The 14098-nt window shown below is 72.2% G+C and carries 12 protein-coding genes; 8 read left to right on the top strand and 4 right to left on the bottom strand.

The genetic code is table 11. From position 1 onward, the window contains the following. Nucleotides 1–256 precede the first annotated feature (256 nt). A complete protein-coding gene (speB, locus tag Ari01nite_RS11425) occupies nt 257–1279 on the bottom strand; it encodes an agmatinase (protein WP_203781151.1) in 1023 nt (340 codons plus the stop codon). 65 nt (nt 1280–1344) lie between these two features. On the opposite strand from speB, the gene Ari01nite_RS11420 reads away from it, so the two are divergent. Continuing rightward, a complete protein-coding gene (locus Ari01nite_RS11420; protein ID WP_203781150.1) occupies nt 1345–2274 on the top strand; it encodes a serine/threonine-protein kinase in 930 nt (309 codons plus the stop codon). 40 nt (nt 2275–2314) lie between these two features. Here Ari01nite_RS11420 and Ari01nite_RS11415 read toward each other — a convergent pair whose 3' ends face one another. Together Ari01nite_RS11415 and Ari01nite_RS11410 are read right to left on the bottom strand one after the other, a co-directional pair. Further along, nucleotides 2315–3142, bottom strand: a complete 828-nt coding sequence (locus Ari01nite_RS11415) for a universal stress protein (protein WP_203781149.1) — start codon at nt 3140–3142, stop codon at nt 2315–2317. Then, complete coding sequence (locus tag Ari01nite_RS11410; protein ID WP_203781148.1) at nt 3139–4590, bottom strand: amino acid permease; 1452 nt, start codon at nt 4588–4590, stop codon at nt 3139–3141. The genes Ari01nite_RS11415 and Ari01nite_RS11410 overlap by 4 nt, the downstream gene beginning before the upstream one ends. A gap of 155 nt (nt 4591–4745) precedes the next feature. Here Ari01nite_RS11410 and Ari01nite_RS11405 point away from each other — a divergent pair, with 155 nt between their 5' ends. The 7 genes from Ari01nite_RS11405 (at nt 4746) to Ari01nite_RS11375 (ending at nt 12423) form a co-directional block, all read left to right on the top strand. Then, a complete protein-coding gene (locus Ari01nite_RS11405; RefSeq protein WP_203781147.1) occupies nt 4746–5096 on the top strand; it encodes an STAS domain-containing protein in 351 nt (116 codons plus the stop codon). Between the two features lie 8 nt (nt 5097–5104). Beyond that, complete coding sequence (locus tag Ari01nite_RS11400) at nt 5105–6133, top strand: alpha/beta hydrolase (RefSeq protein WP_239162661.1); 1029 nt, start codon at nt 5105–5107, stop codon at nt 6131–6133. Between the two features lie 27 nt (nt 6134–6160). After that, complete coding sequence (locus Ari01nite_RS11395) at nt 6161–7402, top strand: ATP-grasp domain-containing protein (protein WP_203781145.1); 1242 nt, start codon at nt 6161–6163, stop codon at nt 7400–7402. 33 nt (nt 7403–7435) lie between these two features. Continuing rightward, nucleotides 7436–7876 (top strand): DUF5990 family protein, encoded by a 441-nt coding sequence (locus Ari01nite_RS11390; protein WP_203781144.1) that lies wholly within the window; start codon nt 7436–7438, stop codon nt 7874–7876. Beyond that, nucleotides 7873–10884, top strand: coding sequence for a DEAD/DEAH box helicase (locus tag Ari01nite_RS11385; RefSeq protein ID WP_203781143.1), 3012 nt, complete (start codon nt 7873–7875; stop codon nt 10882–10884). The genes Ari01nite_RS11390 and Ari01nite_RS11385 overlap by 4 nt, the downstream gene beginning before the upstream one ends. Further along, complete coding sequence (locus Ari01nite_RS11380; RefSeq protein WP_203781142.1) at nt 10877–11641, top strand: SWIM zinc finger family protein; 765 nt, start codon at nt 10877–10879, stop codon at nt 11639–11641. Before Ari01nite_RS11385 ends, Ari01nite_RS11380 begins: the two co-directional genes overlap by 8 nt. A 110-nt stretch (nt 11642–11751) precedes the next feature. Next, complete coding sequence (locus Ari01nite_RS11375) at nt 11752–12423, top strand: hypothetical protein (protein WP_203781141.1); 672 nt, start codon at nt 11752–11754, stop codon at nt 12421–12423. Between the two features lie 73 nt (nt 12424–12496). Here Ari01nite_RS11375 and Ari01nite_RS11370 read toward each other — a convergent pair whose 3' ends face one another. Beyond that, nucleotides 12497–13909: an SDR family NAD(P)-dependent oxidoreductase gene (locus Ari01nite_RS11370; protein WP_203781140.1), complete on the bottom strand. Its 1413-nt coding sequence runs from the start codon at nt 13907–13909 to the stop codon at nt 12497–12499. Between the last annotated feature and the right edge of the window lie 189 nt (nt 13910–14098).

Raw genomic sequence — 14098 nt, 5'->3', positions numbered from 1 at the left:
GGGCAGGCAGGCCGGGCAGGCAGGCCGGGCAGGCAGGCCGGGCAGGCAGGCCGGGCAGGCAGGCCGGGCAGGCAGGCCGGGCAGGCAGGCCGGGCCGACCAAAGCTGGCCTGAGCGAGCCGCGCCGGGGGCTGGTGTGGCCGTCTGGTGCGGGAGTCGGTCGCTCGGTGGGTCCGGGCGGTGGGAGTGTGCGCATCCGGGACTGCCCGAACTGATCCTGGGCGAGTCCTCGCTTCGGAACCGTGGGTGTGGGGGCCTCAGCTGGTGGGGTTTGTGCCTCGGTCCTTGAGCAGGGGCGTGGCCCGGTTCCATCGGGGGCCGCCGGCGTCGTGGCGGCGGCGGGCCATGCCGGACAGGGCCTCCAGGACTACTCGGTTGCCCAGCATGGCGGTTATCTCGGCGTGGTCGAAGGGCGGGGAGACCTCGACTATGTCCATTCCTACCACCGGGAGTTCCTGGCAGATCCGGGAGACGCTGTCCAGTAGTTGGCGGGCCGTCAGGCCTCCTGGTTCGGGGGTGCCGGTGCCGGGGGCGTGGCCTGGGTCGCAGACGTCGATGTCTACCGAGAGGAAGACGCCTGTGCAGCCGTCCAGGGCTATTTGGAAGGCTCGGTCCAGGACTGCGTCAAGGCCCTGGTCGACTATTTCGCTCATGTGGAACGACGTCATGCCCTGGTCGGCCATCCAGTCCAGGACGTCGGGGCCGGGCCAGTAGCCGCGCAGGCCCAGCTGGAGGAATCTGTCGCCTCGGACGGCGCCGGACTCGATCAGGCGGCGCATGGGCTGGCCGTGGCCGTAGAGGGAGCCGAACTCGATGTCGCCGGTGTCGGCGTGGGCGTCGAAATGGATGACCGAGATTTTGCCGGGGCCGTGGTGGCGGGCCACGCCGGTTACGTCGGGCCAGGTCACCGTGTGGTCGCCGCCCAGGATTACCGGGATCGCGCCGTTCGCCGTTACGAATGCGACGGCGTCCTCGATGGTCTGGCAGCTGCGCTGGATCTCGCCGGAGTAGACCTCCAGGTCGCCGGCGTCCTTCACGCCGGCCAGTGCGTCCACCCGCATCGCCAGGTGCGGGCGGGAACCGTCGTGCGGCAGGTAGTCGGTGCCGCGGATGACCTGCGGGCCGAAACGGGCGCCGGGGCGGTGGGACGTACCGCCGTCGAAGGGGGCACCGACTATGACCACCTCGGCGTCCGCGTACGTGGCTGGATCCTGCCAATCGCAAGCGGGTACGCCGAGAAACGTGTAGTCGGGACCGAACATCGGGCCGTAACGGGTCATGACCTCGGACTGTATCTGCGGACCGGCGCGTTTGTGCCCGGTGCGCGCCGGGTAACCGCCGGATCATGACGGTTCGGACGCTGGGTGGGCGTTACCAGCTCGTTCGGCGGATCGGCGTCGGCGGCATGTCGGAGGTCTGGCGCGGCCACGACGAGGTGCTGGATCGGCCGGTGGCCGTCAAGATCATGGCGCCGGGGCAACTGGACGCGGTGGAGGTGGTGCGCGCCGAGGCACGGTCGGCGGCGCGGCTGGCTCACCCCAACGTGGCCGGCGTGCACGACTTCGGCACGTCGATCCGGGCCGGCGCAGATCAGCCGTACATCGTCATGGAATTGGTCGAGGGGCGGACCCTGGGCGAACATCTGACCGCCGGCCGCCTCGACTGGCAGATCGGGGTGCGGATCTGCGCCGAGGTCGCCGCCGCACTCGCCGCCGCGCACGCCGAGCAGGTCGTGCACCGCGACATCAAGCCCGGCAACGTCATGCTCACCCCGTCCGGCGCCAAGGTTCTCGACTTCGGCATCGCGGCGTCGGTGGGCCAGGCCGACGAGGACCCGGACGGGCCGGTCATGGGCACGCCCGCCTATGTGGCACCGGAACGCTTCGCGGGCGAGCCGGCCACCCCGGCCACCGACATGTTCGCCCTGGGCACGCTGCTCTACCAGTGCCTGTCCGGCCGGCTGCCGTGGCAGGCCGCGACCCCGACCGGCCTGATCCACGCGACCTGCGAGGACGACCCGGACCCGCTGCCCGAGATAGACGGCCTGCCGCCCGAGGTGTACGACCTCTGCTCGCGCTGCCTCGCGAAGGAACCCGAGGAACGCCCGACTGCACTGGTCGCCGCGCTGCTGCTGGCCGAGGCGGTGGACGCCCGGGTGTACGTGCCGCTGCGCGACCTCGACCCGGAGCCGCTGCGCAGCACGACCCCGAGCTGGGCCGACCGGCCGACGGCCGCCGCGATCCCGCCGGGCGGCGGCCGCCACCGCGCCGGTTGAATGACGGCGGCCGCGCCGTGCTGGCCCGGGTCGCGCGGGATCAGCCGCTGCGGGGGACCACCACCACCGGCCGCCTGGCTCGCCGCACCAACCGGGCCGAAACCCCGCCCAGCAGCACCCGCCGCGCCGGCCCGTACCCGCGCGACCCGCAGAACAGCACGTCCACATCCTCCAGTTCGGCCAGCGTGGCAACGACATCCCCGTTCTCGATCCGCCAGTCCGACTGCACCCCGGCCACCGACCCGACCGCGGTGTGCAGGGCCTGCTCGTACGTCTCCCTTGCGGTGTCGAGGAAGGCCCGCTCCGCGTCCCGGCCGATCAGGAACGGCAGCGACGCCTCGCTGTCCGCCACCACCGTGTAGAGCCGCAGCGGCAGGCCGGTGCGCTCGGCCAGCCGGGTCGCGCCGGCCAGCGCCGCCCGGCCGTCGGGGGTGTCCACGTACGCCACGCCGATGCGGCCCACCGTGCCGGGGCGGGGCGACGGCTGGGCCGGGGCCACCATTACCGGGCAGGGGTTGCCGGACAGCAGCCGTTCGGCCGTGCTGCCGCCGGAACCCACCACGACCGCCGTCGCGTGCACCTCCTCGGCCAGGTCGTGCAGGCCGTGCGCGGCCGACGACGACGCGACCGTGCGGTATTCCACCTCGCCGGACGTGCCGGCCAGCAGTTTGCGGGCCTCGTCCAGGACCTGTTCGGCGGCCCGGTGCCGGTCGGCCACCCACTCGGCGTCGACCCGGCCGGAGCCGAGCGCGGCCGGTGCCGGATGCACGACCGCCACCAGCAGCGGCAGGCCCAGCGCCTCGGCATACCAGCGGCCGAGCTGAAGGGCGGCCTCGCCCGGCGCGCCCGCGATGATCGGGCCGGTCATTGTTCCGGCTCCTTCGCCCAGCCGGGGGTCGCCTCCGGTTCGGAGCGCACCCGCGAGTTGCGGTACCCGTACAGCGCATAAATGACGACGCCCAGCGCAAGCCAGGCGGCGAAGCGCAACCAGGTCTCCCAGGGCAGGTCCGTCATCAGATAGATGGCGAACGCCACGCCGATCAGCGGCAGCACCGGCGACCACGGCACCCGGTACGGCCGCGGCATCTCGGGGCGGGTGCGACGCAGGATGATCACGCCGATGTTGACCACGATGAACGCGAAGAGCGTGCCGATGTTGACCAGTTCCACGATGGCGCCCAGCGGCACCAGCGCGGCCAGCACCGAGATGAGCAGGCCGAGCACGATGGTCAGCCGGGCCGGGGTGCCGTAACGCTGGTTGACCTGGGCGAGCCGCTGGGGCATCAGGCCGTCCCGGCACATGGCGAAGAAGATGCGGGTCTGGCCGTACATGATGACCAGGACCACGCTGGTGATCGCGACGACCGCGCCGAGCGCCAGGATGGCCGCCGCCCAGTCCATGCCGGCGCCCTCGTCCAGCGCCGTGGCCAGCGGTGCGTCGCTGCCCTCCATCTGCTCGGGGGAGGCGATGCCGATCGCGCCGACCGCGGTCAGCACGTAGAACACCGTGCAGATCACCAGTGAACCGATGATCGCGAGGGGCAGGTCGCGGTCCGGCCGGCGCGCCTCCTCGCTGCCGGTGGAGACCGCGTCGAAGCCGATGTACGCGAAGAAGATGATCGCCGCGGCCGTGGTCACCCCGTTGACCCCGGCCGGCGCGAACGGCTGGAAGTTGTCGGTGCTGAAGTTGGCGAACGCCACCACGATGAAGAAGGTCAGCACCACCAGCTTGACCGCGACCATCACCAGGTTGACCCGGGCGCTCTCGGTCACGCCGCGGACCAGCAGGAACGTGATCGCCAGGACCACCACCACCGCGGGCAGGTTGACGACGCCGCCCTCGGAGGGTGATTTGGCGATGGCGTCCGGCAGCGCGAAACCGAAGGCGGCGTCCAGGAACGCGTTGAGGTTGCCGCCCCAGCCGACCGCGATGGCGGCCACCGACACGCCGTACTCGAGGATGAGATCCCAGCCGATGATCCAGGCGACCACCTCGCCGAGGGTGGCGTACGTGTACGTGTACGCGCTGCCGGCGACCGGGATGGACGAGGCGAGTTCCGCGTAGGACAGCGCCGAGAACGCGCACGCCACCGCGGCCAGCACGAACGACAGGATGACGGCCGGCCCGGCGATCCCGGCCCCCTTGCCGATCACCACGAAGATGCCGGTACCGATGATCGCGCCCACGCCCATCGCGGTGAGGTGCGTGGCGCCGACCGCCTTTTTAAGACCGTGGCCTTCCTCGGCCGTCTCGGTGATGAGGGAACGGACGTCGCGGATTGCGAAAATGCCCGGCCGTCTCGACGTATCGGTCATAGCACCCACCCTTCGCTGGGATTGGCGACCACCGATCTCACCATGTGACGACACCGGCACACAGCGCAAGTGGAGAGTGGTACCGCCTGCGGTACCCCGGACCGCCGTTGTACCGTGTGGCCAGCGGGCACGCGCCGGCGGAGCGGAGGTCGGTGATGGGCGAGGCGGTGATGACCACGCGCCGGCAGGCCGACGGCGCCATCGTCGTCGAGGTCCGTGGCTCGCTCGACGCCGCCACCGTGGACGCCCTGCGCACCGAACTGGCCGGCACGGTCCAGCGCGAGCGCCCGGTCACGCTGATCGTCGATCTCACGTTCGTGGTGTTCATGGACTCGATGGGCATCGGCGCGCTGGTCACCGGCTATCACGCGGCCCGCGAGGTGGGCACCCGCTTCGTGCTGCGCAACCCGAGCGAGTTCGTGCACCGCCAGTTGCGGGTCACCGGCCTGGCCGAGATGTTCGGCCTGCCGCCCGCTCCGTCCGGCTCGCAGACGTTCACCACCTGATGGAGCGGGTGGCGGGAGCGTGGTGCGACGGCGCCGCGGCCTGGTTCCGGCTGCCAGATCAAGATCAAAAGCTGTCGGGCGTACGTCTTCTCTGTGCGTTCCTGGGTTTTCCGGAGTTCCGGTACGCGGCCGGCGAGCGACGCTGGGAGCTGCGGGTTCCGCGTCCGGACGCGGCCCGGATCGAGTACAAGCTGGAACTGACCCACCGGGACGGCCGCCGCGAGACCATCTGCGACCAGGGCAACCCGCGCCGGGCGCCGGGCGGGTTCGGCGAGTCCTCGGTGCTCTGGTGCCCCGACTACCGCGAACCGGACTGGCTGCACCTGCCGCCGGCCGGGGGCGACTGGCGTGACCTCAAGCTGGCCAGCGCCGCCCTGCGGACCGAGTTGGCCGTCCGGGTCTGGTCGCCGGCCACCACCACCGGGCACGTGCTGGTGGTGCACGACGGCCCCGACTACGACAAGTACGCCGAGCTGGGCCGGTACGCGGCCGCGTCGGTGGCGGCCGGCCGGGTGCCGCCGTTCCACCTGGTGCTGCTGCCGGCCGGCGAACGCTTCGAGTGGTATTCCGCCGCGCCCGCGTACAACCGCGCTCTGACCAGCGAGATTCTGCCGCGGCTGGCCGCCGAGCTGGGCACCGGCGAACCGGTCGTCGCGGCCGGCGCGAGCCTCGGCGGACTGGCCACGCTGGCCGCCCAGCGGCACGCCCCGGACCGCTTCGCCGGCCTGTTCCTGCAGTCCGGCAGCTTCTTCCAGCCGCGCTTCGACAGCCAGGAGTCGGGCTTCGCGCGTTACCAGCGGATCATCCGGTTCGTCGCCCAGGTGCACCGGGCTTCCCACGGCCCGGCTGTGCCGGTCGCGATGACCTGCGGGACGGTCGAGGAAAACCTGGCGAACAACCGGAGCATGGCCGGTGCCCTGCGCGGGCAGGGATATGAGATCACGTTCGCGGAGAACCGGGACGCGCACAACTGGATCGGCTGGCGGGACGCGCTCGATCCGCACCTGACGAACCTCTTGCAGCGAGTGTGGTCGTAAGTCCGAAGAACTCTTGGGGAGGATGCCGTGGCCGACGTCGAGCACACCATCGGACTGCTGTTGGGCACGGAGGACGACTGGCCCCGTGCGTACGAGGCCCTGCTGCGCCGCCTCGGCGTCGTCACCGGACCGGACGGCCGGTCGCACCGGGCCATCTCCGAGCGGGTCACCATCGAGCCGTTCAACCTGCGTTACCGGCCCCGGCACGAGCTGGTGATCGACCGGCTGGCGTACTGGTACTACCACCCGCGCGAGTGGCTCAAGAAGATCGCGCTGATGGACGACGTGTACCTGCTGAACAGCCCGTTCACGTTCCAGTCCATGGAGAAGCACGCGGCCTACTGCGCGATGATGCGGCTCGGCCTCAAGGTGCCCGAGACGGTCCTGGTGCCGTACAAGAACCCCCTGGACAACAGCCGCTACGCCTACACGGCGGCCCGCTACAACCAGGCCTTCGACCTGGATGCGACGGCGGCGCAGGTGGGTTACCCGATGTTCATGAAGCCGTACGACGGCGGGGCGTGGGTCGGTGTCTCCCGGATCCGCAATCCTGCCGAGCTGCACGCCGCCTACGACGCCTCGGGGGAGCGGCTCATGCACCTGCAGGCCGCGGTCGAGGGCTACGACGTGTTCGCGCGTTCGCTGACCATCGGGCCCGAGACGATGGTGATGAGGTTCCGCCCCGAGCAACCCATGCATTCCCGGTACGAGGTGGATCACAACTTCCTGTCCGCCGACGTGGGCGACGAGGTGGTCACCATCTCGCGGCTGGTCAACGCGTTCTTCCGGTGGGAGTTCAACTCGTGCGAGTCGCTGGTCCGCGGCACCGACGTGCACCCGATCGACTACGCCAACGCCTGCCCGGACGTGGCGGTCACGTCGCTGCACTACTACTTCCCGTGGGCCATGTCGGCACTGCTGCGCTGGACCGTCTTCTGCGTGGTGACCGGCCGCAAGCCGCGCCTGGACACCGACACGTCGCGCTACTTCGCGATCGGTGACGACCCGTCGTTGTCCTATGCGGAAAAGCTGGCCGGATACCGCAAGCTCGCCGACGAGTACTTCGAGACCGAGCGGTACGAGGAGTTCTGCGCGCGCCACCTCGCCCGGGTCGACGAGATCGTCTACGAGTGGGTCACCTCGGAGGAGTTCCGGTCGCTGCTGCGCGAGACGGTCCGGGCCACCTACCCGGTGCACGAGCACGAGAAGTTCCTGGGCCACTTCGGCGGGCTGATCGAAGCCTGGGTGCGGGACAACAAGCGGTCTTAGGAACTGTCGTACCCGCGGCTTAGAGTCGGCGGCGTGCACATCCGGATCGAGGGCCACGACCTGCCGGGCCACCACGGCCCATACGCCGGCGAGCTGCGCCTGCGCAACGTGCACGTGGGCGTGCAGCGCGGCCGCGAGGTGGTCGAGCGGGTGCCGGCGTCGGCGCCGGCCGCGGCCTGGCAGTTCGAGGTCGTGACCCGCGAGGTCGACGGCCTGCTCGACGTGGGCGGCCCCTGGGTGCACGGCCGCCCCGGCGCCCGCTTCCTCTATCTGAGCTGGGGCAACGTCGACGATGCCGGGTTCGCGATGTTCCGCCGGGCCAAACTGATGTTCGGCGACGTCCCGGGTGACCTGCTGCGCGGGGCCGTCGCCGGCGGCGGCGTGCTGGTCGGGTCGCTCGGCCTCACCGACGCGGCCGGTCAACCGCGCTGCGCCCGGGTGCGGCCCCCCGACATCGTCTGGACGCTGCGATGACGCAGCTGGTCGCCCAATCGGTCGAAGCACTGCCGGTCCGGGTCCTGCACGGCTTCCTCGGCCGCGACGGCGCCATCGGCCTGTGGGCCGAGACCGATGCCCCGGCTGCCGGAGGCCGGCGGGGTGGGGCGGATTCGTCCGGGCACCCGGCCGCCGGCGGCCGGCGGCGTGGCGGGCATCCGTTCGCGCTTTCCGCCGCGGAGTTGCCGGCCGGTGAGGCGCGCGGGCCGGCCACCCTGGTGCTGCCGTCCTCGTCCTCGGGACCGCTGCCGTCGCCGCAGCTCGGCGTCGCGGCCGGGCGCCGGGCCGAGCCGCGCCTGCGGGCCTGGCAGGTGCCGGCCGTGACCGTGCCGTTCGTCGACGACGACCTGGCCGACGAGTTCGGCGGCCGGGTCGCGGCCTCGGTGCGCTGGCTGGCCGAGCTGTGCGCGTTCGCGGCCGACCTGGTCCGCCGCGGCCGGGTGCTGCCCGCCGTGCTGCCCGAGGGGCCGGTCGCCCGGTGGCGGCCGGTGCTCACCGGCTTCGACGAGGTCCACCGCGCCGACCTGTTGCGCCGCATGCCGGCCGCCTGCCGGTCCGAGCGGGCCCGCCCCGGCGACGTGGCCGGCCTGCCCGCCGCCGACACCCTGGCCGCCGCCCTGCACCAGCTGGTCGACGGCCTGGTCCGCACCCGGCTGGCCGAGGCCGGCATCGAGATCGGCACCGGCTGGCTGGCCGCGCTCACCGGTGAGCCCGAGTTCACCGCCGCGCCGGCCCTGGCCGACGAGTTGGCCGAGCGACTCGCGGCCTGGCACGCCGACGCGGCCTCGGGCGCCGCGGTGCGGCTCTGCTTCCGGCTCACCCACCTGGCCGATCTCGAACCGGCGACCGAGACGCACGACTCCTGGCTGCTCGAGTTCCTGCTCCAGGCGGTCCATGAGCCGAGCGCGCAGGTCACTGCCGCCGACGTCTGGCGTGACGAGTACGCCCCACTGCGCCGCTGGACCCGCCACCCGCAGGAACGGCTGCTCGGCGGCCTGGGCCGGGCCGCCCGGCTCTACCCCGACCTCGAGGCGGCGCTGCGGGTGCCCCGGCCGGTCGACATGGTGCTCGACACCGAGGAGGCGCACCGCTTCCTCAGCCACGCCGCCGTACTGGAGGAGGCCGGCTACGGCGTGCTGCTGCCGGCCTGGTGGCGGGACCGGCAGGGGCTCGGCCTGTCCCTCGAGGTCCGCACCCGCGACCCGATCGCCCCGGTGCTGCGCGACGAGACCGCCGACCTGGCCCACCTGGCCGACTACCGCTGGGGCCTGGCCGTGGGCGGTCAGGCGCTCACCGAGGCGGAGCTGGCCGATCTGGCCCGGGCCAAGGTGCCGCTGGTGCGACTGCGGGGCCGGTGGGTCTGGCTCGACTCGGCGCGGCTCGACGCCGGGCTGCGCTTCCTGGCCCGCGGCGGCGGCGCGATCACCGCCGGCGACGCGTTGCGCACCATCCGGCTGCTGCCGCCCGAGGAGTTGCCGCTGCCGGTCACCGCGACCGGCGGCACCGGCTGGATAGCCGATCTGCTCGCCGGTGAACTGCCCCGGCAGCTCGCGTTGCTGCCCGCACCGCCGGCGCTGGTGGGCGCGCTTCCGCCGTACCAGATCCGGGGTTTTTCCTGGTTGGCTTTTATGGACGGCCTCGGGCTGGGTGCGTGCCTCGCCGACGACATGGGCCTGGGCAAGACCGTCCAGCTGCTGGCCCTGCTGCTGCACCGCCGGTCCGGGCCGGCGCTGCTGATCTGCCCGCTCTCGGTGCTGGGCAACTGGCAGCGCGAGGCCGCCCGGTTCGCGCCGTCGCTGCGGGTGCGGGTGCTGCACGGCACCGAGCGCCCGGCGCCCGGCTCGCTGACCGGCGCCGACATCGTGCTGACCACATACGCGACCGCGACCCGCGACGCCGGCGACCTCGCCGCGATCGCCTGGGACAGGGTCGTGCTCGACGAGGCGCAGCACGTGAAAAACAGCGCGAGCGCGACGGCCAAGGCGGTGCGCCGCTTCCCGGCCCGCACCCGGATCGCGCTGACCGGCACCCCGGTCGAAAACCGGCTGGCCGAGCTCTGGTCGATCCTCGACTTCGTCAACCCCGGCCTGCTGGCGTCGCCGCACACGTTCCGGGCCCGGTTCGCGGTGCCGATCGAGCGGTTCGCCGACGAGGAGGCCGCCGCCCGGCTGCGCGCCGCCACCCGCCCCTACCTGCTGCGCCGGGTCAAATCCGACCCGTCGATCCTCCCCGACCTGCCGGCCAAACGCGCGGTGCGCCACCTGTGCGGGCTCACCACCGAGCAGGCCACGCTCTATCGCGCGGTGCTCGACGAGATGGACGCCCGGCTCACCGAGAGCCGCGACAAGTGGAACAAGGGCATCGTGCTGGCCGCGATGACCAAGCTGAAACAGGCGTGCGTGCACCCGGCGCTGCTGCTCGGCGACGGGTCGCCGCTGCCCGGCCGCTCCGGCAAGCTCGAGCGCATCGAGGAGATCGTGGACGGTGCGCTCGCGTCGGGCGAGAGCGTGCTGGCGTTCACTCAGTTCGCCCGGTTCGGCGCGATGCTCACGCCGCACCTGGCCGCGCGGTTCGGCGCTCCGGTCCGCTATCTGCACGGCGGCACCCCGCGCCGGGAACGCGACGCGATGATCGCCGAGTTTCAGGCCGACGAGCGCCCCGGCGTCTTCGTGCTGTCGCTCAAGGCCGGCGGCACCGGCATCAACCTCACCGCGGCCAACCACGTCGTGCACGTCGACCGCTGGTGGAACCCGGCCACCGAGGCGCAGGCCACCGACCGCGCGTTCCGGATCGGCCAGGAACGCGACGTCCGGGTGCACACCCTGCTCTGCCTGGGCACCCTCGAGGAACGGATCGACCGGTTGCTCGCCGACAAGGGCGTGCTGGCCGAGCGGGTGGTCGGCAACGGCGAGGGCTGGCTGACGGCACTGTCCACGACCGAACTCGGCGACCTGCTCCGGCTGGCTCCGGAGGCGATCGTTGACTGACGAGCGACTGTCCCTGGCCTTCCTCGGCACCTTCGAGTCGCTGCGGATGGCGCCCACGTTCGCCCGCGGCCGGCGCGACGAGCGGGCCGGGCACGTGCGGCAGCTGACCGTCTCGGGCAGCCTCGTGGTGGCGCTGGTCCGCGGCCCCGACGACGCCACGGCGTTCCGGTCGCGCATCGCGGTGCGCTCCTTCGGCGCGTCCGAGTGGGCCCGCGTCGAACAGGATCTGGCGGCTGAGGCCCGCTACGCCGCCGACCTGCTCGCCGGCCGGATGCCGGCCGGGATCGGCGCGGTCTTCGAGGCGGCCGGGCTCAGCCTGGTGCCGCTGTCGCTCGACGAGGTCGCGATGGACTGCACCTGCGAGCGCTGGCCGATGCCGTGCGTCCACCTGGCCGCCACGTGTTACGCCCTGGCCCGCTCGTTCGAGGAGGACCCGTTCGGGGTGTTCGCCTGGCGCGGACGCGGCCGCGACGAGCTGCTGATGCACCTGCGCGAGTTGCGCAGCGCCGCGGCCTTCGCGCCGCTGCCGGTTGTCGAGACGTCGCCGGCGGCCCACGTTCCCGACGCTGGTGAGCTTGAGGTCACCGCATTCTGGGGTGGCGAAACGGTGCCGGTGGTGCCGGTCGGCGGGCGGCCCGGAGCCGCCGCACGGCCCGACGCGCTGCTCGATCAGCTCGACCCGCCGCCGCTCGCGTACGAGGGGCGCCCGATTGTCGACCTGTTGCGTCCGGCCTACCGCGCCCTGCCGGAAGAGTAGGCAGAGTCAGTTCTTCCACGATCGGGTTACACCCTGGGATACTGGCCAGTCACGCTCTGTGCGCATGTTCTCCTGATCGAGACACAACGTTTGTCAAGAGAAGGTGTGACATGAACCGATTTACCCGGATGCTCATGACGGCCGGTATCGGACTGGTAGCGGGCGTCACGATCGGAGCGGGGCCCGCTGTGGCGGCCACCAGCACCGATCAGGGGACGTCGCGGTCCGAGAGCAGCGCCCGCCCGTGGTGGGGCGACGACGACCGCGTGGTCGGGTTCTTCCGCAGCTACCGGATCTGCGACAGGGCTGGCGACTTCGGCGAGGAAGAGGGTTGGTGGGAGGAGTACGAGTGTGTTCGTGTCCCCTCCGGCTTCCACAACCGCCGTTACGCGCTGGTAGTCGAGGAAAACAACTGGGGTCACGGCTGGAACGGCCGCTGGCCGGGACGCTGGGTCGGCCAGTGGTGGCCGGGCAACGACCACCACAACGGAGGCCACTGGTGGCCGCGGCCGCACCGGCCGTGGATCAACCGCCCCAACTTCCCGAACTTCCCGAACTGGCCGAACTGGCCCGGGAGCAACGGCGGTAGCGGTGGCAGCGGCAGCGGCAGCGGCAGCGGTGGCAGCGGCAGCGGCGGCAGCGGCGGCAGCGGTGGCAGCGGTGGCAGCGGTGGCAGCGGTGGCAGCGGTGGCAGCGGTGGCAGCGGCAGCAGCGGCGGCAGCGGTGGTAGCGGCAGCAGCAGCGGCGGCGGCAGCCTCGCCGGTTTCGCTTTCCCGCGCTGAACCAGCTCGGCTGACAACTGAATCTGAAACGAAGTGCGAGCCACACCTCCGCAGAGGTGTGGCTCGTCGCTTTCTACCAGGGGACCGGCGCGTAGTCCTTGAGGAAGCACCCGTACACGTCCTCGCCCTGCTCGCCGCGGACGATCGGGTCGTAGACCCGGGCGGCGCCGTCGACCAGGTCGAGCGGCGCGTGGAAGCCCTCGTCGGCCAGCCGCATCTTGGTCGGGTGCGGGCGCTCATCGGTGATCCAGCCGGTGTCCACGCTGGTCATCAGGATGCCGTCGGTGAACATGTCGGCCGCGCTGGTGCGGGTCAGCATGTTCAGGGCGGCCTTGGCCATGTTGGTGTGCGGGTGGCCGGCGCCCTTGTAGCCGCGGCGGAAGATGCCCTCCATGGCCGACACGTTCACCACGTAGCGGCGCGGGAACGGCGACCGCTTCATCGCCTCACGCAGCCGGCTGACCAGCACGAACGGCGCGGTCACGTTGCACAGCTGCACCTCGAGCAACTCCAGCGGCTCGACCTCGTGCACCCGGTCGCTCCAGCTGTTGGTGGGCGCGGTGTCGGGCACCAGGCCGCCGGCGTCGATCGCGACCGACCGGGCGGTCAGCGCCATCTCGGTGATCTGCTGCGGGGTCAGCACCGGGGTTCCGGTGGTGAGCGCGGCCGCGGGCGAGGCGCCAGCCGTGCCGAAGTACTCCAGTTCGGGCAGCGGGCCGTCCGGCAGCGGCTCCTGCTCGGCGGCCGCGATCGCCGCGTAGGAGCCGGGTGAACGGCGTACCGTCTGGGCGGCGTTGTTGATCAGGATGTCCAGCGGGCCGCGCGCCGCCACCGCGTCGGCGAGTCCGACGACCTGAGCGGGATCGCGCAGGTCGAGACCGACCACCCGGAGCCGGTGCAGCCAGTCGCCGCTGTCCGGCATCGCCGAGAACCGGCGCACCGCGTCGTGCGGGAACCGCGTGGTGATCGTCAGGTCGGCACCGTCGCGCAGCAGCCGCAGCGCGATGTACATGCCGATCTTGGCGCGACCGCCGGTGAGCAGCGCCCGCCGCCCGCTCAGGTCGGTGCGGGCGTCCCGCTTGGCGTGATTGCCGGCGGCGCAGGTCGGGCAGAGCTGGTGATAGAACGCGTCGACGACCGTGTAGCGCTGCTTGCAGACATAGCAGCCGCGGGCCTGGAGCAGCACTCCGGCGCTGGCCGCCTTGGCGGTGGTGCGCAGCGGAATCCCGGCGGTCTCGTCGTCGATCCGCCCCGGCGCCCCGGTCGCGGTGGCCTCGGTGACCTCCCGATCGGCGGCCAGAATGGCATCCCGGCGGTCCCGGCGCCGTTGCAGCTTGGCGGTCTTGAACAGCCCCGCGGTGGCCCGGCGCAGGGCAACCGCATCCGGATGCTCGACCGGCAGCCCCTCCGCCTCGGCCAGCACCTCAAGGCACAACGCCAGCCGCTCGGGTGATATCCCGGTGCTTTGGCGCACATCGCCCGACATTTCCGTCCCGTCCTTCACAACCCCGAACCCCACGGCAGGAACTTTAACGGGCGGTCCCGCCCGGACCAGCGCCAGCGGGTACGGAGCCCGCGCGGGGCGGTGGATGCGGGCGGTGCCGGGTGCCGGGCGGTGCGGGGTGCGGCGGTGCCGGGCGGTGCGGGGTGCGGCGGTGCCGGGCGGTGCGGGGGG

Source organism: Paractinoplanes rishiriensis, assembly GCF_016862375.1.
Lineage (GTDB): Bacteria > Actinomycetota > Actinomycetes > Mycobacteriales > Micromonosporaceae > Actinoplanes > Actinoplanes rishiriensis.
This window is presented reverse-complemented; position numbering and strand designations above follow the sequence as displayed.

Excerpts from the sequence above, each read along its gene's own strand:
- speB (WP_203781151.1), bottom strand. The coding sequence starts at position 1,279 with ATGACCCGTTACGGCCCGATGTTCGGTCCCGACTACACGTTTCTCGGC.
- Ari01nite_RS11385 (WP_203781143.1), top strand. The coding sequence starts at position 7,873 with ATGACGCAGCTGGTCGCCCAATCGGTCGAAGCACTGCCGGTCCGGGTC.
- Ari01nite_RS11410 (WP_203781148.1), bottom strand. The coding sequence starts at position 4,590 with ATGACCGATACGTCGAGACGGCCGGGCATTTTCGCAATCCGCGACGTC.
- Ari01nite_RS11420 (WP_203781150.1), top strand. The coding sequence starts at position 1,345 with ATGACGGTTCGGACGCTGGGTGGGCGTTACCAGCTCGTTCGGCGGATC.
- Ari01nite_RS11415 (WP_203781149.1), bottom strand. The coding sequence starts at position 3,142 with ATGACCGGCCCGATCATCGCGGGCGCGCCGGGCGAGGCCGCCCTTCAG.
- Ari01nite_RS11370 (WP_203781140.1), bottom strand. The coding sequence starts at position 13,909 with ATGTCGGGCGATGTGCGCCAAAGCACCGGGATATCACCCGAGCGGCTG.
- Ari01nite_RS11405 (WP_203781147.1), top strand. The coding sequence starts at position 4,746 with ATGGGCGAGGCGGTGATGACCACGCGCCGGCAGGCCGACGGCGCCATC.
- Ari01nite_RS11375 (WP_203781141.1), top strand. The coding sequence starts at position 11,752 with ATGAACCGATTTACCCGGATGCTCATGACGGCCGGTATCGGACTGGTA.